Source organism: Serratia sp. JKS296 (assembly GCF_900215445.1).
Lineage (GTDB): Bacteria > Pseudomonadota > Gammaproteobacteria > Enterobacterales > Enterobacteriaceae > Serratia > Serratia marcescens.
On sequence record NZ_OCMX01000001.1, the window covers coordinates 3667848 to 3690512 of the forward strand.

A 22665-nucleotide genomic window follows, 5' to 3' on the forward strand; every position below is an offset into this window, starting at 1 on the left:
CCGTTGCTCCTCTGGTGTGCCCCGCCGCCAGGCGTGGCAAAAAATTATCCCGCGCGGCCGAGCCGGCGGATCGCCTGCGGCGACAGGCCAAAGACGCGGATAAACGCCCGCCTCATGCGCTCCGGATCGCTGAATCCCACCGAACGGGCGATCGCCTCCAGCGGCTCGGCGCTCTCTTCAATGCGTACCCTGGCCGCCTCCACCCGCAGCTGTTCGATCACCTTGGCCGGCGTCTGCCCGGTTTCGGCGCGGAACAGCCGGCCGAACTGACGCTCGCTCAGGCAGGCGGCGTCGGCCAGATCCGCCACCGACAGCGGCAGGTGCAAATGTTCGCGCGCGTACGACAGCGCAGCGCGCATGCGATCCGACGACGGGTTCAACGCCAGCAACAGCGAATACTGCGACTGCCCGCCGGGACGACGGTGATAGACCACCAGCTGCCGCGCCACGGCCGCCGCCAGGGTGGCGCCCAGATCGTCCTCGATCAGCGCCAACGCCAGATCGATGCCGGCGCTGATGCCGGCCGACGTCCAGATATCGCCATCGCGAATGAAAATGCGGTTGCTGTCGACGCGAATGCGCGGATAACTCTGCTGCAGCCGCGCCGCATGATACCAGTGGGTGGTGGCGCGTTTGCCGTCCAGCAGTCCGCAGGCCGCCAGAATAAACGCCCCGGTGCACACGCTGGCGATACGCCGCGCTCGTCGGCTTTGGTTGGCCAGGAACGCCGCCAGCGCCGGTGACTGCGCCGCCATCACGTTGCCGCTGCCGCCGGCCACCACCAACGTATCGAAACGCTCGTCGCCGCACGGTTGCGTGGCGATTTCCACCCCGGCCGAGCTGGCGACCATGCCGCCCTGCGGCGAGATCGCCACGCAGCGGTAGGCCGGCGGATCGGTAAACTGACTGACGTTATCGAACGCCGCCAGCGGGCCGGCAAAGTCCAGCAGGTTGAAACCGGGAAAAACCACAAAACCGATCGTTTTCATGATGGCGCTTTTTGAGGGTTATCTGTCATATCAGCCAAATACAGGGCGGCTATTATGGCCCATGTCCAACGGTAAAAATGAGGCGAATGTCATGTCTGAACCACTCGTGATTGTATTTCCCATCTATCAAGGCGTCACCCAACTCGACTTCACTGGCCCCTTGCAGTTCCTGCGCCGCATGCCGGGCGCGGAAATCATCGTCGCCTCGGTAGACGGCACGGATGTCGAGTCGGAAGGCTTGCACTTCACCCAGTTGCGCCCGCTGCCGGAGATCGCGCGCTGCGACGTGCTGTGCGTGCCGGGCGGCAGCGGCTGCGCCCAGGCGCTGCAGGATAAAGCGTTCATGCAGCAAATCCGGCGGCTGGGGGCCGATGCCCGCTACCTGACCTCGGTATGCACCGGTTCGCTGATCTTGGCCGCCGCCGGTCTGCTGGCGGGCAAACGCGCCGCCTGCCACTGGTCGATGCGCGACAGCCTGAAGCTGTTCGGCGCCATACCCAGCGCTGCTCGCGTAGAACGCGACGGCAATGTGATCAGCGGCGGCGGCGTCACCGCCGGCATCGACTTTGCGCTGGCGCTGATCGCCGAACTGCACGGCGAAGACACCGCCCAAATGATCCAGCTTTATCTGGAATACGCCCCGGCGCCGCCGTTCGAGGGCGGCACGCCGGAACTGGCTCCGCCGCACATTTACGCCAGGGTACAGGCGCAGATGGCGGAAAGCCTGGCGCGGCGCAGAGCGTTGGTGGCCCAAATCGCCCAAGGCTAGCGATCGGGCGTATACTTGCCCTTATGCGTCAGCCACATAAGGAGCAAGGAATGACCGATTTGGCCCACTACATTACGGACTACGGTTACTGGGCGTTGTTTATCGGCTGCCTGGCGGAAGGGGAAACCATCACGCTGCTGGGCGGCATCGCCGCCCATGAAGGCTTACTGCACTGGCCGTGGGTGATCGCGGTGGTGGCGCTGGGCGGCATGATGGGAGACCAGCTGCTGTACTTCGCCGGCCGCCGGTTCGAAGGCCGCGTCATCTCGCGGCTCAAGGGGCAGGAAAAGCGCATCGCGCGCGCCAGAAGGCTGATCGCCCGCCACCCGATGCTGTTCGTTATCGGGGTGCGTTTCATGTACGGTTTCCGCATCATCGGCCCAGTGCTGATCGGCGCCAGCCGCCTGCCGCCGTCGCGCTTCGTGCCGCTCAATATCCTCGGCGCCATTCTCTGGGCGACGATCTTCGTCATGCTCGGCTATTTTGGCGGCCAGGCGATCGAACGCTTCGTTACCGGCTTCGACAAAAAGCTCTCCGGCCTGCTGTTTGTCGCGCTGGCGATCGCCGCCATCCTGCTGGTGCGCTTCTGGTGGCGTAAACGCCACCCGGAGTAAGCAAACGCAGCGGGCGTCAGCTTTCCTGCGGCGCCGCGCGCATCAGCTCGACCAGCTCGCGCGCCGCCTTGTCCAGCGGGCGGTTCTTCAGCCAGATCAAATGCATCGGCAAGCGCAGCTCGTTCTTGGTGTTTTTGAATTTCAGCCGCACCAGCCTCCCCTGCGCCAGCAGCGGCTCGGCCAGCGACAGCGGGAAGTTGCCCCAGCCCAGGCCCGCCTCCACCATGTTCAGCGCCATCGGCAGGCTGTCGGTGCGCCAATACGCCTCCGCCACCTGCGGGCGCAGATCGCCGATCGGCAGATCGCGGCTGGCCACCATGATCTGCCGCACGTTGACCAGATCCTCGAGAAACAACTCGCCCGCCGCGCCGTCCAGCGCCGGGTGCTGCGGCGACAGCATCGCCACCAGCGACTCCGCGCCGACGAAGTGGAACTGTTCTGCGCTGTTGATGTTCAGCCCGCCAAACGCCAGACAAACGCCGACGCGCTCCTGATGCAGCATATGCAGCACGTCGTCCTGCGGCGCGCTGAGCACTTCGATGTTCAGCAGCGGATAACGCTGCGACAGCGTTTTCACCGCCGCCAGCAGGCCGGCGCCGTTGATATCCGACGCCACGCCGATCGAGAGCCGGCTCTCCAGCCCCTGAGACAGTTCGATGGCGTGCACCTGCAGTTGCTTGAGCTGCCCGGCGATCAGGCGGGCGTGCGGCGCCAGAGCCAGCGCCAGCGCGGTCGGCGTCGGTTCGCGGTGAGAACGGTCGAACAAGGCAAAACCGAGCTCCGCCTCCATGTTGGCGATAGCCATGCTGACGGCGGACGGCACGCGCCGCAGCGCGCGGGCGGCCGCGGAAAACGAGCCGCGATCGAGCACCGCCAAAAACAGTTCGATATTGTCGCTGGAGAAATTCATTGTTTAACTTGTCAATAAAACTGACAGCTCCTGACTTTTTCTATCAATGTGATTGACGTTATCTTAGCCGCCGTCGCCACAGAGGCAACTAAAAACCGATCGGGAGAAAACGATGCAAGGCGTCAAACGCAAACTGGTGTATGTCACCGCTTATGAAATCATCGGCATGGCGATCTCGGCGCTGGGGCTGGCGCTGCTGTCAGGCCATGCGCCAAGCAGCACCGGGCCGCTGGCGGTGGTGATCACCACCATTGCGGTCAGCTGGAACTTTATTTACAACTATTTATTCGAGTGGTGGGAAAGCCGCCAGGCGTCGCGCACCCGCACGCTCAAACGCCGCATTTTGCACGCAGTCGGCTTTCAGCTGACGCTGGTGGTGTATCTGATCCCGCTGATCGCCTGGTGGATGGGCATTACGCTGTGGCAGGCGCTGCTGCTGGATATGGCGTTGATCGTCATCATTCCTTGCTACACCTTCCTGTTTAACTGGGCGTTCGACAAGCTGTTCGGCCTGCCCGCATCGGCCCTGCCGGCCAGTGAATCGGCCTAAGACTCGCTACGCACCCACCGACCCGCTGCTGATCCCATTTTCTGCGCGGGTCGCCATTTCCTTCCCCCTTAATTCTCACCGCGAAATATAAGAACAACACCCTGTAATTTGCACGGTAATTATTATTTTGTGATTTTAATCACTTTTTATTCTTCGATATTTCCGTCTTGATAAAACATCACATCTTTTTGAATAATATATCCTTTTATATTTGGATTAAAAAATAAACACAATTGTTCACGTTTTATGCGCAGTATTTTTTGCCACCATTACGGAGAAAAGGTAGCATGCTTCGCCGTTATTTTAATGATGGCTGTATACACAATAAACAGCGGAATGATGCCACGACCTCATTCTCATGACGATTGGTCATAGCAATCGTTTGCTCTCGTTAAGAGCAGGGTTAACATAGACAGGTAAACAGGACGGATAATGCACTCACAAAAAAAGTCGGCGGATGACAAACACGCCGCCAGAAGACGCTGGCTAGACTCTCATGAATCCGGTTATCACAAAAGCATGGGCAACCGGCAAATCCAAATGATCGCCATCGGCGGCTCCATCGGTACCGGCTTGTTCCTCGGTACCGGCGGCCGTCTCGAGTTGGCCGGGCCGGCGCTGGCGCTGGTCTACCTGGTGTGCGGGATCTTCTCTTTCTTCATCCTGCGCGCGCTGGGCGAACTGGTGCTGCATCGCCCTTCCAGCGGCAGCTTCGTTTCTTACGCCCGCGAATTCCTCGGTGAGAAAGCCTCTTACGTCGCCGGCTGGATGTATTTCCTCAACTGGGCGATGACCGGCATCGTCGACATCACTGCCGTGGCGCTGTACATGCACTACTGGGGCACCTTCGCCGACGTGCCGCAGTGGCTGTTTGCCCTCGGCGCGCTCGGCATCGTCGCCACCATGAACATGATCGGCGTGAAGTGGTTCGCCGAAATGGAGTTCTGGTTCGCGCTGATCAAGGTCGTCGCCATCGCGCTGTTCCTGATTGTCGGCGTCGTCTTCCTCGGCACCGGCACCCCGGTCGCCGGCCACACCACCGGCATGCACCTGATCACCGAAAACGGCGGCATGTTCCCGCACGGCCTGCTGCCGGCGCTGGTGCTGGTGCAAGGGGTGATCTTCGCCTTCGCCGGCATCGAGCTTATCGGCACCGCCGCCGGCGAGTGTAAAGATCCGGCTAAAATGATGCCCAAAGCGATCAACAGCGTGATCTGGCGCATCGGTCTGTTCTACGTCGGTTCCGTGGTGCTGCTGGTGCTGCTGCTGCCGTGGAACGCCTATCAGGCCGGCCAAAGCCCGTTTGTCACCTTCTTCAGCAAGCTGGGCGTGCCTTACATCGGCACCATCATGAACATCGTGGTGTTGACCGCCGCGCTGTCCAGCCTCAACTCCGGCCTCTATTCCACCGGCCGCATCCTGCGTTCGCTGGCGATGGGCGGCTCCGCGCCGAAGCTGATGGCTAAAATGAGCAGCCAGCAGGTGCCTTACGCCGGCATCCTGGTTACCTGCGGCATCTACGTGATCGGCGTGGTGCTCAACTACCTGGTGCCGTCGCGGGTATTCGAGATCGTGCTGAACATCGCCTCACTGGGCATCATCGCCTCCTGGGCGTTTATCATCATTTGCCAGATGCGCCTGCGCAAAGCCGTGCGCGAAGGCCGTGCGCAGCCGGTATCGTTCAGAATGCCGGGCGCGCCGTTCACCTCCTGGCTGACGCTGGCGTTCCTGCTGATCGTGGTGGTGATGATGGCGTTCGACTACCCGAACGGCACCTGGACCATCGCCACCATTCCGGTGCTGGCGGTGCTGCTGACGCTGGGCTGGTTCGGCCTGCGCAAGCGCGCGCAGGAAGTGAAGCTGGAGCAGCAGGCTCACGAAGAGCAGAACCCGCGCTGAATCGACAAACCGCCCTCCGGGGCGGTTTTTTTATCCGCTATAACCGGCCGTAAAAGGTCATTCTGGCGCTTTCCGACAGCATGACATCCGGCTGCGCATTGTAGGCCAGCACCACCAGCATGCGCGTGGTGTCGCCTTCGGTCGGCGTCACCCGGTGCATGGCGTTGCGCCCGCGAAACAGCACCAGATCCCCCTCCTCGATCGCCAACTGTTTGACCGCCCGCTCGCCGTCCAGCACCTGCGTGACCCCGGCATAGTTCATCTCGCCGCGATCGGCGTCGCGCAGGTTCTCAACGTATTCAAAACGGCCGCCCGCCTGCGGTTTCTGGATCAGCAGCGTGATGGCAAACGAGGAGTTGTCAAAATGCCAGCCCAGCTCCTGACCGGCGTGGGCGTAATGCAGGTTGATCGACGACAGCCGATCGGCGTAGGGATACAGCTGCGCCTCATCCAACACCGCGCAGAGAAACTCGCGAAACGCCGGGGCGTCGTACAACGCGCGCAGCGGCGACTGCAGCGGAATATCCTCGTCGGTAATGCAGCCCTTGGACGACGACACCAGCCGGTTGCGCGCGTGATCGGCCGGCAGCGCGTCGTCCTGCGGGCGCAGATACACGTTGTGTTGGCTGGTGGTATAAAACGCCGCATGGTGCTGTTCGGCGCCCTCCAACCTTACCGTCGCCAGCGCGGCGGCGCGCAGAAATCCCGGCAGCACCGGCGCGCGCCAGCGTTTGCCGGCAACGGGCGCGGAACGCGGCGTCGTCGATGGGATGGGCGGACAGATCGATAATATCGGCAAGTGGCGGCATGACGTTCCCCTCGTGTGCGAAAGCCGGATGCCTCTCACTGTAGCGAATGCCGCATTGCCGCCATAACAAAAATACGTTATGGATAAGCTAACGAATTCTTAGCGATAAGCCCTTCTCATGCACTCACCGTCCCGTGCGCGCTTGCCCAAGCTGAGCGCCATTCTGGCGTTCGAAACCGCCGCTCGCACCGGCAGCCTGGCTCGCGCGGCGGATGCGCTGGCGCTGACCGCCGCCGCCGTCAGCCAGCAGATCCGCCAGCTCGAACAACATCTGGGCATCACGCTGTTCATTCGCGCCAAAAGCGGCGTCACGCTGACCGAGCAGGGCGCGGACTACCTGGCCTACGTGCAGGAGGCGTTTGAAACGCTGCGCGTGGCGCAGCAGCACGTGGAACGCCAGCGCGGCAAGCAGACGTTGACGGTGTTCACCCTGCCGGCATTGGCCTCCAAATGGCTGAACCCGGCGCTGGGCGACTGGCTGGCGCAGTGCCCCGACGGCGATCTGCGGCTGCACGCGACCCATGCGGCGGTCGATTTCGCCCATTCGGCGGCGGATTTCGCCCTGTGCTTCGGCGATCAGGATTACCCGCTGCTGGAAAAGGCGCGGCTGTTTCAGGATCGGGTGCAGCCGGTATGCAGCCCGGCGCTGCGCGATCGCGGCGACTGGACGCAGCTGCCGCTGATCCACGTCGACTGGGGCAAGGAGAGCCAGTTTTTGCCGGGCTGGCACGAGTGGTTCACCGCCGCCGATCGGTCGCCGCCGCCGCGGCGCGGGCTGACCTATAACCTGACCTCGCTGGCCATCGACGCCGCCGTGCAAGGGCACGGGGTGCTGCTCGGCCAGCGGCGGCTGATCGCCCGTGAACTGGCTGAGGGCCAACTGGTCACGCTGGCCGAACCGGCGCTGCCGCTCAGCAAACCCTACTACGTGGTTTACCCGCCGCGCACGCTGGAAAAACCCGGCGCAGCGGCGTTTCTCCGTTGGTTGCAGGCGCTGGCTCAGCGCGCGGTATAACCGCCGTCGATGCTGTAAAACGCGCCGGTGGTGAAACTGCTGTCGTCCGAAAGCAGGAAAGCCACCGTTTTCGCCACCTCTTCCCGCGTCGCCATCCTCCCCATCGGGTGCGAAGCGGCCATCTGCGCCCGCGCCGACGCCGGCAGTTCCCCCATCGCCGGCGTATCCACATAGCCCGGCCCGACGGCATTGACGCGCACGCCGCGCGTGGCGAATTCCAGCGCCGCCGAGCGCGTCAGGCCCAGCACGCCATGCTTGGCGGCGGTATAAGGTGCGATCCCAGCAATGCCCACCACGCCGTTGGCGGAAGAGAGGTTCACCACCGCCCCGCCGCCGCCGGCAACGATCGCCGGCAGGCCATACTTCATACCGAAAAACGTGCCGCTCAGGCAAGTGGCGATCACCTCATGCCACTCGTCGACCGCGTACCGATCGATATCCACCTCGTGCGGGCCGGTGATCCCGGCGTTGTTGACCAGCAGATGCAGCGCGCCGCTGCGCCGCACGGTCTCTTCAATACCCTGCTGTACCGACTGCGCATCGCGCACGTCCATCCGCAACGTCATCACCCGCCGGCCGTCAGGATCGAGCCGCGCGGCGGCGGCGGTGAGAGACGCTGCGTGGCGGCCGGTCATCACCACCGTGGCTCCGCGCCGAAACAGCTCGGCGGCGATCGCTTCGCCAATGCCGGTGGACGCGCCGGTCACCAGCGCCACCCGATGTTTGAAATCTTGCATAGCCGTTCTCCTGCAACGTTGAACTCAGGGGAACAGGCTAGCGCCGGCAAGTGACAGTTTGCGGCAGCAGCGACAGCGCAGCACGTAATGCGCTCACAAACGCCGCAAAGCCCGCTATTTTATGCCTACTTTTTCTCATGCGAGACACCCTGTGGATACCCAACGCTACCTGCAGCATATCGGCTTTGCCGGCGCCGCCCGCCCTGATCTCCCCACGTTGCAACAGCTGCACCATCGCCACATGCTGAGCGTACCGTTCGAGAACCTGAGCATTATTTATCATCAGGGCATTCAGTTGGCGCCCGAAGCGCTGTTCAGCAAGGTGGTGGAGCGTAACCGCGGCGGTTTCTGTTATGAGCTGAACACGCTGTTCGCCCTGCTGCTGCGGGAGATCGGTTTCAAGGTGAGCTTCATCTCCGGCGAGATCCGCGCGCGCGACGGCCATTTCGGCCCGCCCTACGACCATCTGGCGCTGCGGGTGGATCTGGCGGAGCAGGCCTGGCTGGTGGACGTCGGTTTCGGCGATTCCTTCCTGACGCCGCTGAAGATCGTCGCCGCCGAGCCGCAACCGCAGGCCAGCGGCACCTTCCACCTGGAGCGGGAAGGCGAGTATTACCTGCTGGAGCGCCGCAACGGCGACCAACGCTCGCATGCCAAAACGCTGTATCGCTTTACCGTTCAGCCGCGCGAGTTGCACGAGTTCGACGAGATGTGCCGGTTCCACAGCACCTCGCCGCAGTCGCATTTCACCCAACGCCTGGTGTGTTCACGGCCGACGGAACACGGCCGGGTGACCCTCAGCGACATGAAGCTGATCGTGACCGAAGATCACCAGCGCCACGAAACGACGCTGCATTCGGAAGAGGAACGCCGCGCCGCGCTGTGGCAGCATTTCGCCATCGATTTGGATCGTTGACGGCGCCGGCGGCGTAATACTGGTCAGTTAGCGTTTTTCTGAACGTATTTGTGCAGTTTTCGGTCGATAAAGATGAGATGCGCCATGAGGCTCATACGCCTCGACCGAGCCAGGGGCCGAAGACGCGGGTGGAGGGGCCGCGCCTTCGGCCCCTCCAATTGCCGTTCATTGTAGTAACAGAGAAATTCTGGGCATTTACGGCAATTCATCCTGCACGCCACGTACAGAGACTGGATAAAAAAATGCCAGTCAGGCTTAAGTGACCAGCATTACGCACAACGGTATCCTTTTATTACGATTCTGTTACATCGATTGCATAACCGCGCTTGGCTGATTGCCAGCACCGCGGCGGCAGGCATCATAGGGTCATGATTCGGCAACAGAGTGCGAAAATGATCCGTGTGATACTGGTGGATGACCATGTGGTGGTGCGCTCCGGCTTTGCGCAATTGCTCAGCCTCGAAGACGATCTCAACGTGGTGGGGCAATACAGCAGCGCGGCGGCAGCCTGGCCGGCATTGCTGCGCGACGACGTCAGCGTCGCGGTGATGGACATCGCCATGCCGGATGAAAACGGCCTGAGCCTGTTGAAACGCCTGCGGGCGCAGAAGCCGCAGTTCCGCGCGATCATCCTCAGTATCTATGACTCCCCGACCTTCGTGCAGAGCGCGCTGGATGCCGGCGCCAGCGGCTATCTGACCAAACGCTGCGGGCCGGAAGAACTGGTGCAGGCGGTGCGCTCCGTCGATATGGGCGGCCATTACCTGTGCGCCGACGCGCTGCGGGCGCTGCGCGGCGGCGAGCAGCCGGCCACGGCGCTGGAAGCGTTGACCCCGCGCGAGCGCGAGATCTTCGATCTGCTGGTCAAAGGCGACAGCGTAAAGGAGATCGCGTTCAAGCTCGATCTCAGCCATAAAACGGTGCACGTGCATCGCGCCAACGTCCTGGGCAAGCTGCAGTGCAACAGCACCATCGAGCTTGTGCATTTCGCCCTCGACCATCAGCTGCTGGCGGGGCATTGATGTCACCCCGCTTCCGGCCCTGGGTTATCTCGCTGTTTATCCTGTTGGCCTGGGGCAGCGGCTGGCTGATGCTGTGGACGCTCGGTTTCTACCTGACCCACAACGGCAATCAGGCGGCGCTGTTTCTGCCTCACGGCGTCTATCTCGCGCTGCTGATCCTGCTGGCGCGCCGCTATTGGCCCGCCCTGATGATACCGCCGGTGCTGCTGCTGTTCTGGCTGCACGGCGAACGCCTGCTGAGCGGCTACAGCCTGCTGGCCGCGCCGTTCATCACCCTGCTCCCGGCCGCGCTCGCGCAGCGGTTCTGGCGCCGTTTTCCGCTCTACTGGCAGCGGCTGACGCTGCTGCTGGCCGCCGTGACCGCCGCCTCGTTGCTCAATACCGCCCTGCTTGCGCCTTTCGCGCACAGCCCGGCGATGCTGCTCGGCCTGGCGTCGTTTACCGGCGGCGTCTTGCTGACCCCGTTCGTCTACCTGATCTTTGAATTTCTGCGCCAGCAGCACCGTTACCACCTGCTGGGGCTGGACACCACCAACCCGCCGCTGCGCGCCTCCTTAATCATCTGGTGCAGCCTGTTTTTCGTTATCGGCATCGGCACCCAGATGGTGCTGTCGCCGGAAATCGAACGCCTGCTGCTGATCGTGGTGTTTCTGCCGAACGTGGTGATGGCGTGGAAGTTCGGTTGGCAGGGCGGCGTGCTGTCCGGCCTGCTCGGCAGCATGATGATCACCCTCGCCCGGCAGGTCGGCGTGGGGTTCGGCAATCTGGTCGAGCTGGAAATCTTTCTGGCGACGCAGGCGCTGCTCGGCATCGGTCTGGGCATCGCCATCAGCCGCCAGCAACATCTGGCGCAAAACCTGCACCATTATCGCCGACGGCTGGAAGAAGAGCTGGCGGCGCGGCGGGCGCTGACCGAAAAACTGATCCACACCGAAGAAGACACGCGGAAAAACCTGGCGCGCGAGTTGCACGATGAAATCGGCCAGAACATCACCGCGATTCAAATTCAGTCGCAGCTGGTCAAGCGGGCGCGCGATCCGGCGCAAACCCAGGCCGCCGCGAACCAGATAGCCGATCTCGCCCGGCGCATTCATCACTCCACGCGCCAGCTGCTGCGCCAGCTTCGCCCGCCCGCACTGGACGAGCTGGCGTTCAAAGACGCGCTTCACCACCTGCTGAATGAATTCGCCTTCAGCGAACGAGGCATCCGTTGCCGTTTCGACTACCGACTCATCGACACGCCCGCCGGCGAGACGGTGCGCTTCACCCTCTACCGGCTGCTGCAAGAGCTGCTCAACAACGTGTGCAAACACGCCGAAGCCAGCGAAGTCGCCATCGTCTTGCATCAACAGGGGGAGCTTTTGCACCTCGAGGTGCGGGACAACGGCATCGGCATCCGTGCGGACAAGGTGCCCGGCTTCGGCATTCAGGGGATGCGCGAACGGGTCAGCGCGCTCGGCGGCGAACTGACGCTGGAAACGCAGCGCGGCACCCGAGTAATTGTTAACCTGCCCACAAATTTGCAACAAACCGCCGACTAACTAGGAAAAAGTCTTAGCCACTCCGGACTTTCTCTCATCCCCTTTCCCTTTCACCTTCTTATAGTCAGCACCAGGGAGGCGGCTATGCAAGCACGCTCGGCATCTGAAATCGATCATCGTTACCGCGCGCTGCGCCCGCGACTGCTGCTGTATATGGTCATCGGGTACGCCGCCTTTTATCTGACGCGCAAAAGCGTGAATTACGTGCTGCCGGCGCTGCAAACGGATTTGGGGCTGGATAAAGGGGACATCGGCCTGCTCGGCTCGCTGTTTTATCTGAGCTACGGCCTGTCGAAATTCGCCGCCGGGTTGTGGCACGACGGCCATGGGCAGCGCGGGTTTATGGGGATCGGCCTGTTCGCCACCGGAGTGCTGAACGTGGCGTTCGCCTTCGGCGAATCGCTGACGCTGCTGCTGGCGGTCTGGGCGCTGAACGGCTTCTTTCAGGGCTGGGGCTGGCCGCCCTGCGCGCGGCTGCTGACCCACTGGTATTCGCGCAACGAGCGCGGCTTCTGGTGGGGCTGCTGGAATATGTCGATCAACCTCGGCGGCGCGATCGTGCCGCTGATCAGCGCCTTCGCCGCCCAGCGCTGGGGCTGGCAGGCGGCGATGTTGATCCCGGGGGCCGTCAGCATGGTGTTAGGCCTCTGGCTCATGCGGCGGCTGACAGGCACGCCGCAGGAAGAAGGCCTGCCGTCGGTCGGCCGGTGGCGCCACGATCCGCTGGAGCTGCGCCAGGAACAGCAAAGCCCGCCGATGGGGCTGTGGCGGATGTTGCGCACCACGATGCTGAAGAACCCGATGATCTGGCTGCTGGGCGTCTCTTACGTGCTGGTCTACCTGATCCGCATTGCGTTGAACGATTGGGGCAACCTGTGGCTGACGGAAAGTCACGGCGCCAACCTGCTCAGCGCCAACGCGACGGTGATGCTGTTCGAGATAGGCGGCCTACTCGGCGCGCTGTTCGCCGGCTGGGGCTCGGATGTGCTGTTCGGCGGGCAGCGCGCACCGATGATTTTGCTGTTCACGCTTGGGCTGATGGTGTCCGTCGCCGCGCTGTGGCTGGCGCCGGTGCATCACTACGCGCTGCTGGCGGGCTGTTTCTTTGCGGTGGGCTTCTTTGTTTTCGGCCCACAGATGCTGATTGGCCTCGCCGCCGTGGAATGCGGGCACAAAGGCGCCGCGGGCTCCATCACCGGCTTTCTCGGCCTGTTCGCCTATCTGGGGGCGGCGCTGGCGGGCTGGCCGCTGTCGCGGGTCATCGAAGGCTATGGCTGGTCAGGCATGTTCAGTTTGCTGTCGATCGCCGCCGTTCTTATGGGTTTATTGCTGATGCCGCTGCTGCTGGCGAGCGTTACCACCTCTACCGAGAGAAGGATAAAACAATGAAAAAAACGTGGGTCACTACCCTGATAGCGTCCGGCATCGCGCTGGCGACGCTGAGCGGCGCCGCGCACGCCAAGGGCCGCCTGGTGGTTTACTGCAGCGCCACCAATGAAATGTGCGAAGCGGAAACCAAAGCCTTCGGCGAGAAATATGACGTGAAAACCTCGTTCATCCGCAACGGTTCCGGCAGCACGCTGGCAAAAGTGGACGCCGAGAAAAAGAACCCGCAGGCAGACGTCTGGTATGGCGGCACGCTCGATCCGCAATCCCAGGCCGGTGAAATGGGGCTGCTGCAGCCGTACAAATCGCCGAACCTCGAACAGGTGATGACGCAATTCCGCGATCCGGCCAAGCTGAAAGGCAACTACTCCTCGGCGGTCTACGTCGGCATTCTCGGCTTTGGCGTCAATACCCAGCGCCTGAAAGAGAAAAACCTGCCGGTGCCCAAGTGCTGGAAAGACCTGACCAAGCCGGAATACAAGGGCGAGATTCAAATCGCCGATCCGCAAAGCTCCGGCACCGCCTACACCGCGCTGGCGACCTTCGCCCAGCTGTGGGGAGACGATCAGGCGTTCGATTACCTCAAGCAGCTGAACGCCAACGTTTCGCAGTACACCAAGTCCGGCATTGCCCCGGCGCGCAACGCCGCCCGCGGTGAAACGGCGATCGGCATCGGTTTCCTGCATGACTACTCGCTCGAAAAGGAACAGGGCGCGCCGCTTGAGCTGATCTCGCCGTGTGAAGGCACCGGCTACGAAATCGGCGGCGTCAGCATCCTCAAAGGCGCGCGCAACCTCGACAACGCCAAGCTGTTCGTGGATTGGGTGTTGTCGAAAGAGGCGCAGGAGCTGGCGTGGAAGAAAGGCAAGTCCTATCAGATCCTGACCAATACCACCGCCGACACCTCGCCGAACTCGCTGAAGCTCGACGACCTGAAGCTGATCAACTACGACATGGACAAGTACGGCTCGACCGAGGTCCGCAAGGCGCTGATCAACAAATGGGTCAGCGAAGTCAAGATGGGTAAATAAGCCCACATTCTGCGCCTGTTGCCGGGTAAGCCTCACGCCTTACCCGGCCTGAACATCCGGGAAACTTATGTCACATACACATGCACTCCATCTCGTGAAAAAACGAGATGCGATATTCCTTTGGGTTTTGCTTGGCTGGCTGGCGTTCGCCCTGCTGCCGAGCTGGAGCCTGGATTACGGCCTGCTGGAGTCCACCGGCGATGAAATCCTCGCGGCCTACGGCTGGTCACACCGCAATATCAGCTGGCTTTGGTGCCTGTTGCCGAGTCTGCTGCTGCTTCGCCCCTACGCCGCGGCAGGCGGTGAACGGCGGCGGCGGCACGCGTTCGACGCCGGCTGGGCGCTGCTGTGCATGGCCTTTATCGTCGTCAGCGCCACGGTGGCGGGACGCGGCTTAGGCTACGCCACCCTGGTGCAATTGACCGCGCTGGGCGCCATCATGACGCTGGCGCTGACCCGCCTCGAATGGCTGGGCGGCGACCGTTTCGTTATCGGCGCGCTGGTCACCATCGTGGCGCTGATCGGCGTCTTCATCGTCTGGCCGAGCATCGCGATTTTCATTCCGATGTTTACCGACCAGACGGGCGCGTTCGCGCCGCTGGCCTTTATGAACGTGCTGTCGCAGGCGCATATCGTTCAGGTGATCCTCAACTCCATCGCCCTGTCGATCGCGGTCGGCGCCGGCTGCACCTTCTTCGGCCTGGTGCTGGCGATTTACACCACCCGCATCGCCAAACGCAGCGCCATTATCGGCCGCATCTTCTCCATCCTGCCCATCGTCACGCCGCCGTTCGTCGTCGGCCTGGGCGTCACGCTGATGATGGGGCGCTCCGGCTACGTCACCGAGTGGATGGTGACCTGGTTCGGCCTGACCAACACCAACTGGCTGTATGGTTTTACCGGCATCTGGCTGGCGCAGGTGCTGGCGTTCACGCCGATGGCGTTCATGATCCTCGACGGCGCGATCAAGACTATTCATCCTTCGCTGGAAGAGGCCTCCTACACCCTGCGCGCCAGCCGTTGGCAAACCTTTAACGGCGTGTTCGTGCCGCTGCTGAAACCGGCGCTGGCCAACGCGTTTCTGATCGTGGTGGTGCAATCGCTGGCCGACTTCAGCAACCCGCTGGTGCTCGGCGGCAACTTCGACGTGCTGGCGACGCAAATCTATTTCTACATCACCGGCTCGCAGCTCGACTATCAGGCCGCCAGCACCCTCGGCGCCTTCCTGCTGCTGTTCTCGCTGCTGGTGTTCTGCATCCAGTACCTGTGGATCGGCAAGCGTTCCTACGTCACCGTGTCCGGCAAATCCTACCGCGGCGACGTGCAGCCGCTGCCGGTCACGCTGGTGTGGAGCGTGATCGCGCTGCTGGCGGTGTGGATCGCCTTTAACGCCCTGCTCTACGGCAGCATTTTCTACGGCAGCTTCACCGTCAACTGGGGGGTGGATTACACGCTGACGCTGGATAACTTCATCAAGCTGTTCGGCCAGGGCATGAGCGACGGCGCGTGGCCTTCGCTGCTCGACACGCTGCTGTACGCCGGGATCGCCGCGCCGATCACCGCCGCGTTCGGTCTGCTGATCGCCTGGATCGTGGTGCGCCAGCAGTTCAAGGGCAAAAAGACCATCGAGTTCACCACCATGCTGTGCTTTGCGGTGCCGGGCACCGTGGCGGGCGTCTCTTACATTCTCGCCTTCAACAGCGCGCCGGTGTACCTCACCGGGACGGCCGCCATCGTGATTATCTCGATGGTGATGCGCAACGTGCCGGTGGGCATTCGCGCCGGGATCGCCGGGCTGGGCCAGATAGACAAATCGCTGGACGAAGCCTCGCTCAGCCTGCGCGCCGGCTCGCTGCGCACCATCACGCACATTCTGCTGCCGCTGCTGCGCCCGGCGATCCTGTCGGCGCTGATCTACAGCTTCGTGCGCGCCATCACCACCGTCAGCGCCATCGTCTTCCTGGTCACTCCCGATACCCGCGTGGCCACCGCCTACATCCTCAACCGCGTGGAAGACGGCGAATACGGCGTGGCGATCGCCTACGGTTCAATTCTGATCGTGGTGATGCTGGCGATTATTTTCCTCTTTGACTGGCTGATCGGTGAGGCACGCATCTCCCGTTCAAAAGCCAAAAACCAGGCGTAATGGAGCCCATGATGAGCCAGAAAAATTTCGTTGAACTGCGTAATGTCTCCAAACGGTTCGGCAGCAACACGGTAATCGATAACATCACGCTCACCATCCCACGGGGGCAAATGGTGACGCTGCTCGGCCCTTCCGGCTGCGGCAAGACCACCATTTTGCGCCTGGTCGCCGGGCTGGAGAAACCGAGCGACGGGCAGATATTCATTGATGGTGAAGACGTCACCCATCGTTCTATCCAGCAGCGTGATATCTGCATGGTATTCCAGTCTTATGCCCTGTTCCCGCACATGTCGCTGGGGGAGAACGTCGGCTATGGCCTGAAGATGCTCGGCATTCCGCGCGCCGAAGTGAAAGCGCGCGTGCAGGAAGCGCTGGCGATGGTGGATCTGGCGGGGTTCGACGATCGCTATGTCGATCAGATCTCCGGCGGCCAACAGCAGCGCGTGGCGCTGGCGCGCGCGCTGATCCTCAAGCCGAAAGTGCTGCTGTTCGACGAGCCGTTGAGCAATCTCGACGCCAACCTGCGCCGCAGCATGCGCGAAAAGATCCGCGAGCTGCAAAAGCAGTTTGATATCACGTCGCTGTACGTCACCCACGATCAGAGCGAGGCCTTTGCGGTCTCAGACACCGTGCTGGTGATGAACAAAGGGCATATCATGCAGATGGGTTCGCCGCAGGATCTCTATCGGCAGCCCGCTTCGCGCTTTATGGCGAGCTTTATGGGGGACGCCAACCTGTTCCCGGCCAGTTTCAGCGCGGAACATGTCGATATCAGCGGCTATCGCCTGCCGCGCCCCGCGCACTTTGCCGCCCAGGGCGCCGGCATGGTGGGCGTGCGCCCGGAGGCGATCACGCTGAGCGAGCATGGCGATGAAAGCCAGCGCTGCGTGATCGAACATGTCGCCTACATGGGGCCGCAGTATGAGGTGACGGTGGCATGGCACGGACAGCAGATTTTGCTGCAGGTTAACGCCACCCGCCTGCAGCCGAACGTCGGCGAGCAGTATTATCTGGAAATTCATCCCTACGGCATGTTTATGCTGGCGGATGCGGCATAATAAGCATCACTCTTAAGAGTTAGAATAACGGCCATCCCGAACGGGATGGCCGAAAATAATCGCCAAAAACACCGTATTTATCTATTTTTACAATTCCACCCAAGTCCTTGTTAAGCCGAAAAATAAACATAACCACACCCACTAAAAAATAACCACCCAGTTCACTCAGGGTGATATTTTCATTTAAATAGGGTAAGCTTAATCCCGCAATCGAAATTATTTAACGGCCAACTCAAGGAGAAATTCATGAGCAACAATGCAAACGCACAGGCGCAGCTGGATAATTTACGCAACGTCGCTTCCCAGCTGAAGGAAATGCGCCACTATGCGCAGGCGAATACCGAGACGCTCTCCGCACACTGGCTGGCCTTCGATCAGGGGGAATGCAAAAATAAGGCATTCGCCGAAGCCATTAACGACCTGTTGAATAAACAGGGCGCCTGTCTGGAAGGACTGGAAAAAACCATTCAGGATATCGAGATAGAATTGAACCGTCTCGACAAAGCCGCCTGATAATACCATTTTAAATAAACCCGCCGCGCGCGGGTTTATTTTTAGCTGCGGCAGATGACGCGCGCAATATCCCCAGACGTCGTCAGCGCGCGTATTTCGCTGAACAGTTCGGTGGCTTCATCATATTCTTTACGCAAATAACCCAGCCACTGTTTGATGCGCGCCACGTGATACAGGCCGGTGTCGCCCTGCTTTTCCAGATGGACATATTTTTGCAGCAGCTCAACCACCTGCGGCCAGGGCATGCGCGGCTCGTTATACTTCACCACCCGGCTCAGGTTCGGCACGTTGAGCGCGCCGCGCCCCAGCATGACGGCGTCGCAGCCGGTCGCCTGCAGGCAATCCTCTTTTGTGCGGCCGTGCACCGTCAGCTCGCTGGCGCCCGCCTGCTGCACTGCGATATACAAGGTGTAATTCCTTTGATACTCGAGTGTAATCTATTCAATATATAGATTTCTCGGGTTAAATTGATTTACAATAATTTATCAGATGATACAGTTATAGAGCAAAGCTATCTTATGTAGCGGAAATATAGTTATAAAATTAACAAAGTAGGATATCATGACCAACTGTACTTTAGAAAAAACAATTACATATAAAAAAGTGGATACTAGGACAAAATATGATTTGGAAGATGCTTTTATTAGCGACAAAGGAAGATTGATATACTCAGCTCCATTCCGGCGTATGCAACAAAAAGCTCAAGTGTTCTCTCTTGAAAGCAACTCTGCCGTGAGAAGTCGCTTATCTCACTCATTAGAAGTGGCTCACATTGGAGATTATATAGTCCATGCCATCACTAAAGAATTAAAAAAACCAAGCAATGAAAAAAACAAAGACCAAGCATTTTGGATAAACAATGATAAGTCTATTAAGTCAATAGTAGAAACAACATGTTTAATGCATGATATTGGCAACCCTCCCTTTGGTCATTTTGGTGAGTCCACTATATCTGAATGGTTTAAAAACGAAGAGAAACTAACCCTGATACTTAGAAAATCAGGCTTATTAAAAAATAAAGAAAAAATAGATGACAAATTTAGAAAATTAATTCAACTAAAAGATTTCACATCTTTCGATGGTAACCCTCAAGCAATAAGAATCGTAACAAAGTTGCAAGGTGACGATGGCATCACCGGGCTCAACTTCACATATACTCAAATCGCAGCATCCTTGAAATATACACATGGCGGTTCCAATTATAAGAAAATAGAGGAAAACCACTTAACATCCAAAATTGGCTATTTTTCTACAGAAGAAGATATTGTAAAAGAAACATGGCAAGAATTGTCTATACCAGAAAATTGTAGACATCCTCTAACTTTTATAATGGAAGCTGCTGATGATATTTCATATTGCACTAGTGATATCGAGGATGGAATTGAGAAAGGTATTGTAACTGATGAAGAATTATATGAATTCATTAAAGAAAAAACATCTTTAAACTCATCATTATATAACAATGATGTTAGGAAAATACTTGAAATATGTGATGACAATCGGAGTAATAAAAAAATATCACAATTCACTGAATTTAAAACAACGTTATCAAGATTGCTAGTTAAGAAGGCCGCAGATAATTTCGTAGAAGACTTCGATAATATCATGCAGTTTAAAAGAACAGAGCCTTTACTTGTAGAAGATAATGATAATAAAGATATAACCGCAATCCTTTCTCAACTAAAAAGTTTCACCAAGGAATTTATTTTCTCTTCTTCCGAAGTAGAAATGACTGAATTGTCAGGCCACAGCATAATATCTGGAATATTAAATTGCTACTCCCCTTTACTGGAGATAGAACAGCATGACTTCATTGCATTAACAAAAAAAGAGAAGAGCTCATCGATTAGTAAAGTAGCCGTTAGATTATATCGAACATTACCAGAAAAATATTTGAAATCATATATTCAAAACACAGATGAAAAAACCAGCATTCATTCAGAATGGAATTTACGTGCACATCTAATTATCGACTTCATATCAGGAATGACCGATCAATATGCTCTAGAGCTTTATCAATCCCTAACTGGAATTAAGGTGAAATGATGCATGATAGTCTCAACAAAGGTCCAATTAATGATATCTTAGCGCTGTCTAATATTGACCCAATACTAAGCTCTCCGCACAGCAATGTATCATTTTTCTTCAGTAAATACTCTGATAAAAAAAACAATTATGGCCGCAGGATAGTAATTGAGATTAATAGGAATAACTTAACCATTGAGTCAATAATCAAAAATATTTCCGAATTAAAACCAGATGAAGAGTTATCAGCTCTTTCATTAATAAAAGTTGACAATATAATTTATCATATCCCAATGATAGATTTTTTAGCAAAAAAGAGAACAGAATCGACAGTAATAGCTCTCAAACAAACATCTGAGTTTTGGGGTATAGAGTTTAATATCTATAATAGTGGGCGTTCTATTCATGCATATGGAACGAAGCTACTCACATACAATCAGTGGATAAATTTTATGGGTTATTTAATTTTATTAAATCCTAAATCCGGAGAAAAAGTAACTGATACTCGTTGGATAGGTCATAGACTAATGTCAGGATACGCATCCCTGAGAATAACAAACAATACCAGAAAATATAAATCCGCACCAGTTTATATAGGTAGCACGACTGGAGATATATTAATTTAATTTTATTGTATGAACCGTCTCGACAAAGCCGCCTGATAATACCATTTTAAATAAACCCGCCGCGCGCGGGTTTATTTTTAGCTGCGGCAGATGACGCGCGCAATATCCCCTGACGTCGTCAGCGCGCGTATTTCGCTGAACAGTTCGGTGGCTTCGTCATATTCTTTACGCAAATAACCCAGCCACTGTTTGATGCGCGCCACGTGATACAGGCCGGTGTCGCCCTGCTTTTCCAGATGGACATATTTTTGCAGCAGCTCAACCACCTGCGGCCAGGGCATGCGCGGCTCGTTATACTTCACCACCCGGCTCAGGTTCGGCACGTTGAGCGCGCCGCGCCCCAGCATGACGGCGTCGCAGCCGGTCGCCTGCAGGCAATCCTGCGCGCTCTGGTGATCCCAGATCTCGCCGTTGGCGATCACCGGGATGCTCAGCCGCTGACGGATCTCGCCGATCGCCGCCCAATTGATGCGATCCGCCTTGTAGCCGTCCTCTTTGGTGCGGCCGTGCACCGTCAGCTCACTGGCGCCCGCCTGCTGCACCGCATCGGCGATTTCAAAGCTGCGGCTGGAGGAATCCCAGCCCAGACGCACCTTCACCGTGACCGGCAGATGGGCCGGCACCGCCGCGCGCATCGCCTTGGCGCCCTGGTAGATCAATTCCGGATCTTTGAGCAGCGTCGCCCCGCCGCCGCTGCCGTTCACCAGCTTGGACGGGCAGCCGCAGTTGAGATCGACGCCGTAAGAGCCCAGCTCCACCGCACGCGCGGCGTTCTCCGCCAGCCATTGCGGGTACTGCCCCAGCAGCTGTACCCGCACCAGCGTGCCCGATGGCGTGCGGCTGGCGTGACGCAGCTCCGGGCACAGCCGGTAGAACGACTTGGCCGGCAGCAGTTGATCGACCACGCGCAAAAATTCGGTGATGCACAGATCGTAGTCGTTCACGTCGGTGAGCAACTCACGCACCAAAGAGTCGAGAACGCCCTCCATCGGAGCCAATAATACGCGCATGACCAATCCCAGCTAAAAAAAGACCCGCAATGATACGGGTGAATGCCCGCGCCAGACAAGCCTCTGCGGGCATTAAAAATGCCGTCAGCCCAGCCGGCGGATCGGTTGGCCGGCGAGGAACGCCGCAATGTCCTCGACCGCCTCGGTGAAGTAGGCGCGGTAGTTGTCGTCCGCCACATAACCCACATGCGGCGTCGCCAGCACGTTGGGCAGTTGGCGAAACACATCGTCGGCCGGCAACGGCTCCGTCTCGAACACGTCCAGCCCGGCGCCGGCGATCTTCCGCTGTTGCAGCACGTCCACCAACGCCGCCCGATCGACGATGCCCGCGCGCGAGGTGTTGATCAGGTAAGCGGTGGGCTTCATCACCGCCAATTCGTCCCGCCCTACCAACCCGCGGCTGCGGTCGCTCAGCACCAGGTGAATGGAGACAAAATCGCTCTGCTCAAACAGCGCCCGTTTGGATGACGCCAGCTCAGCGCCCTCCTGCGCCGCCCGTTCCGCCGTCAGGTTCTGGCTCCAGGCCAGCACCCGCATGCCGAACGCCTGCGCCACCCGGGCCATCTGGCCGCCGATCTTGCCTAACCCCAGCAGCCCCAGCGTTTTCCCCTGCAGCGTGACGCCTAAGCCCAGCTGCCACGGGCCATTGTTTTGCAGCCCGACGCTTTCCGGTACGATATGCTTCGCCAGCCCGAGCAGCAGCGCCCAGGTCAACTCCATCGGCGCCGCCGACCCGCTGCGGGTGCCGCACACGACTACGCCACGCTCGGCAGCGGCGGCCAAATCGATAGCGGCGTTGCGCATGCCGGAGGTGATCAGCAGCTTCAGCTTCGGCAGCCGCGCCAGCAGCGAGGCGGTCATCGGCGTGCGCTCGCGCATGATGACCAAAATGTCGCACTCCTGCAGATGCACCGCCAGTTCCGCTTCATCGGTAAAGTGCGCGCTGATGGCGGACACCTCCACCCGATCGGCCAGCGCCGACCAGTCCGCCATCTTGAGCGCCACCTGCTGGTAATCATCGAGAATTGCGCACTTCAATTTCATCTCCGTCTCCTGGAATGTAGGGGTAGCCACCGTCCAGCCTAGTACGAAAATGGCGT

At 59.0% G+C, this 22665-nt stretch carries 20 protein-coding genes and 2 pseudogenes; 15 read left to right on the forward strand and 7 right to left on the reverse strand.

Annotated elements, in window-relative coordinates:
• Window positions 1-44: 44 nt before the first annotated feature.
• Window positions 45-989 carry a GlxA family transcriptional regulator gene (locus tag CRO23_RS17575; protein WP_016928650.1) on the reverse strand — a complete coding sequence of 315 codons (945 nt, stop codon included), beginning with the start codon at window positions 987-989 and terminating at the stop codon, window positions 45-47.
• A gap of 91 nt (window positions 990-1080) precedes the next feature.
• On the opposite strand from CRO23_RS17575, the gene CRO23_RS17580 reads away from it, so the two are divergent.
• The gene (locus CRO23_RS17580; protein WP_097102565.1) at window positions 1081-1758 is read left to right on the forward strand and encodes a DJ-1/PfpI family protein; all 678 of its coding nucleotides are present in this window, start codon (window positions 1081-1083) and stop codon (window positions 1756-1758) included.
• Between the two features lie 50 nt (window positions 1759-1808).
• On the forward strand, window positions 1809-2372 hold the full coding sequence (locus tag CRO23_RS17585; RefSeq protein ID WP_025301947.1) for a DedA family protein: 564 nt from the start codon (window positions 1809-1811) through the stop codon (window positions 2370-2372).
• 16 nt (window positions 2373-2388) lie between these two features.
• Here the strand turns inward: CRO23_RS17585 and CRO23_RS17590 are convergent, their stop codons facing one another.
• The gene (locus CRO23_RS17590; RefSeq protein WP_016928653.1) at window positions 2389-3282 is read right to left on the reverse strand and encodes a LysR family transcriptional regulator; all 894 of its coding nucleotides are present in this window, start codon (window positions 3280-3282) and stop codon (window positions 2389-2391) included.
• A 112-nt stretch (window positions 3283-3394) separates the two neighbouring features.
• On the opposite strand from CRO23_RS17590, the gene CRO23_RS17595 reads away from it, so the two are divergent.
• A complete protein-coding gene (locus CRO23_RS17595) occupies window positions 3395-3832 on the forward strand; it encodes a PACE efflux transporter (RefSeq protein ID WP_097102567.1) in 438 nt (145 codons plus the stop codon).
• A gap of 432 nt (window positions 3833-4264) precedes the next feature.
• Complete coding sequence (gene ansP, locus CRO23_RS17600) at window positions 4265-5731, forward strand: L-asparagine permease (RefSeq protein WP_097102569.1); 1467 nt, start codon at window positions 4265-4267, stop codon at window positions 5729-5731.
• 37 nt (window positions 5732-5768) lie between these two features.
• Here the strand turns inward: ansP and CRO23_RS17605 are convergent.
• Window positions 5769-6540: pseudogene (locus tag CRO23_RS17605) on the reverse strand (HalD/BesD family halogenase).
• A gap of 117 nt (window positions 6541-6657) precedes the next feature.
• Here CRO23_RS17605 and CRO23_RS17610 point away from each other — a divergent pair.
• Window positions 6658-7554 carry a LysR substrate-binding domain-containing protein gene (locus tag CRO23_RS17610; protein ID WP_049299457.1) on the forward strand — a complete coding sequence of 299 codons (897 nt, stop codon included), beginning with the start codon at window positions 6658-6660 and terminating at the stop codon, window positions 7552-7554.
• Here the strand turns inward: CRO23_RS17610 and CRO23_RS17615 are convergent.
• Window positions 7539-8291: an SDR family NAD(P)-dependent oxidoreductase gene (locus CRO23_RS17615; RefSeq protein ID WP_016928658.1), complete on the reverse strand. Its 753-nt coding sequence runs from the start codon at window positions 8289-8291 to the stop codon at window positions 7539-7541. The genes CRO23_RS17610 and CRO23_RS17615 overlap by 16 nt on opposite strands.
• A 151-nt stretch (window positions 8292-8442) precedes the next feature.
• Between CRO23_RS17615 and CRO23_RS17620 the strand changes: the two genes are divergently transcribed.
• From CRO23_RS17620 to CRO23_RS17655, 8 genes are all read left to right on the forward strand, one after another.
• Window positions 8443-9207, forward strand: coding sequence for an arylamine N-acetyltransferase family protein (locus CRO23_RS17620; RefSeq protein ID WP_048794765.1), 765 nt, complete (start codon window positions 8443-8445; stop codon window positions 9205-9207).
• A gap of 392 nt (window positions 9208-9599) precedes the next feature.
• The gene (locus tag CRO23_RS17625) at window positions 9600-10229 is read left to right on the forward strand and encodes a response regulator transcription factor (RefSeq protein WP_049299527.1); all 630 of its coding nucleotides are present in this window, start codon (window positions 9600-9602) and stop codon (window positions 10227-10229) included.
• Window positions 10229-11770 (forward strand): MASE1 domain-containing sensor histidine kinase, encoded by a 1542-nt coding sequence (locus tag CRO23_RS17630; protein WP_016928665.1) that lies wholly within the window; start codon window positions 10229-10231, stop codon window positions 11768-11770. Before CRO23_RS17625 ends, CRO23_RS17630 begins: the two co-directional genes overlap by 1 nt.
• A 60-nt stretch (window positions 11771-11830) precedes the next feature.
• Window positions 11831-13159, forward strand: coding sequence for an MFS transporter family glucose-6-phosphate receptor UhpC (gene uhpC, locus CRO23_RS17635; RefSeq protein ID WP_255253524.1), 1329 nt, complete (start codon window positions 11831-11833; stop codon window positions 13157-13159).
• On the forward strand, window positions 13156-14187 hold the full coding sequence (locus CRO23_RS17640) for an ABC transporter substrate-binding protein (RefSeq protein WP_016928667.1): 1032 nt from the start codon (window positions 13156-13158) through the stop codon (window positions 14185-14187). The genes uhpC and CRO23_RS17640 overlap by 4 nt, the downstream gene beginning before the upstream one ends.
• Window positions 14188-14254: 67 nt before the next feature.
• On the forward strand, window positions 14255-16333 hold the full coding sequence (locus CRO23_RS17645) for an ABC transporter permease (protein ID WP_028127657.1): 2079 nt from the start codon (window positions 14255-14257) through the stop codon (window positions 16331-16333).
• 11 nt (window positions 16334-16344) lie between these two features.
• Window positions 16345-17391, forward strand: coding sequence for a ferric ABC transporter ATP-binding protein (fbpC, locus tag CRO23_RS17650; protein ID WP_079450923.1), 1047 nt, complete (start codon window positions 16345-16347; stop codon window positions 17389-17391).
• Between the two features lie 246 nt (window positions 17392-17637).
• Window positions 17638-17904, forward strand: a complete 267-nt coding sequence (locus CRO23_RS17655; protein WP_004939738.1) for a hypothetical protein — start codon at window positions 17638-17640, stop codon at window positions 17902-17904.
• A gap of 41 nt (window positions 17905-17945) precedes the next feature.
• On the opposite strand, the pseudogene CRO23_RS17660 reads toward CRO23_RS17655, so the two are convergent.
• Window positions 17946-18323, reverse strand: a pseudogene (locus CRO23_RS17660) (tRNA-dihydrouridine synthase); the annotation flags it as partial.
• Window positions 18324-18465: 142 nt separating this feature from the next.
• On the opposite strand from CRO23_RS17660, the gene dgt reads away from it, so the two are divergent.
• Together dgt and CRO23_RS24945 are read left to right on the forward strand one after the other, a co-directional pair.
• Window positions 18466-19950, forward strand: a complete 1485-nt coding sequence (dgt, locus tag CRO23_RS17665; RefSeq protein WP_097102573.1) for a dGTPase — start codon at window positions 18466-18468, stop codon at window positions 19948-19950.
• On the forward strand, window positions 19950-20555 hold the full coding sequence (locus CRO23_RS24945) for a primase 1D-like protein (RefSeq protein WP_141398626.1): 606 nt from the start codon (window positions 19950-19952) through the stop codon (window positions 20553-20555). Before dgt ends, CRO23_RS24945 begins: the two co-directional genes overlap by 1 nt.
• A gap of 77 nt (window positions 20556-20632) precedes the next feature.
• On the opposite strand, the gene dusC is transcribed toward CRO23_RS24945, so the two are convergent.
• Entirely contained in the window at window positions 20633-21565 is a 933-nt protein-coding gene (dusC, locus tag CRO23_RS17670) for a tRNA dihydrouridine(16) synthase DusC (protein ID WP_097102576.1), read from the reverse strand.
• Between the two features lie 84 nt (window positions 21566-21649).
• On the reverse strand, window positions 21650-22609 hold the full coding sequence (locus CRO23_RS17675; RefSeq protein ID WP_079449547.1) for a D-2-hydroxyacid dehydrogenase family protein: 960 nt from the start codon (window positions 22607-22609) through the stop codon (window positions 21650-21652).
• Between the last annotated feature and the right edge of the window lie 56 nt (window positions 22610-22665).

What these genes read in the sequence shown, in the direction of transcription:
- CRO23_RS17575 (WP_016928650.1), bottom strand. Translation starts at nt 989, where the DNA reads ATGAAAACGATCGGTTTTGTGGTTTTTCCCGGTTTCAACCTGCTGGAC.
- CRO23_RS17580 (WP_097102565.1), top strand. Translation starts at nt 1,081, where the DNA reads ATGTCTGAACCACTCGTGATTGTATTTCCCATCTATCAAGGCGTCACC.
- CRO23_RS17585 (WP_025301947.1), top strand. Translation starts at nt 1,809, where the DNA reads ATGACCGATTTGGCCCACTACATTACGGACTACGGTTACTGGGCGTTG.
- CRO23_RS17590 (WP_016928653.1), bottom strand. Translation starts at nt 3,282, where the DNA reads ATGAATTTCTCCAGCGACAATATCGAACTGTTTTTGGCGGTGCTCGAT.
- CRO23_RS17595 (WP_097102567.1), top strand. Translation starts at nt 3,395, where the DNA reads ATGCAAGGCGTCAAACGCAAACTGGTGTATGTCACCGCTTATGAAATC.
- ansP (WP_097102569.1), top strand. Translation starts at nt 4,265, where the DNA reads ATGCACTCACAAAAAAAGTCGGCGGATGACAAACACGCCGCCAGAAGA.
- CRO23_RS17610 (WP_049299457.1), top strand. Translation starts at nt 6,658, where the DNA reads ATGCACTCACCGTCCCGTGCGCGCTTGCCCAAGCTGAGCGCCATTCTG.
- CRO23_RS17615 (WP_016928658.1), bottom strand. Translation starts at nt 8,291, where the DNA reads ATGCAAGATTTCAAACATCGGGTGGCGCTGGTGACCGGCGCGTCCACC.
- CRO23_RS17625 (WP_049299527.1), top strand. Translation starts at nt 9,600, where the DNA reads ATGATCCGTGTGATACTGGTGGATGACCATGTGGTGGTGCGCTCCGGC.
- CRO23_RS17630 (WP_016928665.1), top strand. Translation starts at nt 10,229, where the DNA reads ATGTCACCCCGCTTCCGGCCCTGGGTTATCTCGCTGTTTATCCTGTTG.
- CRO23_RS17640 (WP_016928667.1), top strand. Translation starts at nt 13,156, where the DNA reads ATGAAAAAAACGTGGGTCACTACCCTGATAGCGTCCGGCATCGCGCTG.
- CRO23_RS17645 (WP_028127657.1), top strand. Translation starts at nt 14,255, where the DNA reads ATGTCACATACACATGCACTCCATCTCGTGAAAAAACGAGATGCGATA.
- fbpC (WP_079450923.1), top strand. Translation starts at nt 16,345, where the DNA reads ATGAGCCAGAAAAATTTCGTTGAACTGCGTAATGTCTCCAAACGGTTC.
- CRO23_RS17655 (WP_004939738.1), top strand. Translation starts at nt 17,638, where the DNA reads ATGAGCAACAATGCAAACGCACAGGCGCAGCTGGATAATTTACGCAAC.
- dgt (WP_097102573.1), top strand. Translation starts at nt 18,466, where the DNA reads ATGACCAACTGTACTTTAGAAAAAACAATTACATATAAAAAAGTGGAT.
- CRO23_RS24945 (WP_141398626.1), top strand. Translation starts at nt 19,950, where the DNA reads ATGCATGATAGTCTCAACAAAGGTCCAATTAATGATATCTTAGCGCTG.
- dusC (WP_097102576.1), bottom strand. Translation starts at nt 21,565, where the DNA reads ATGCGCGTATTATTGGCTCCGATGGAGGGCGTTCTCGACTCTTTGGTG.
- CRO23_RS17675 (WP_079449547.1), bottom strand. Translation starts at nt 22,609, where the DNA reads ATGAAATTGAAGTGCGCAATTCTCGATGATTACCAGCAGGTGGCGCTC.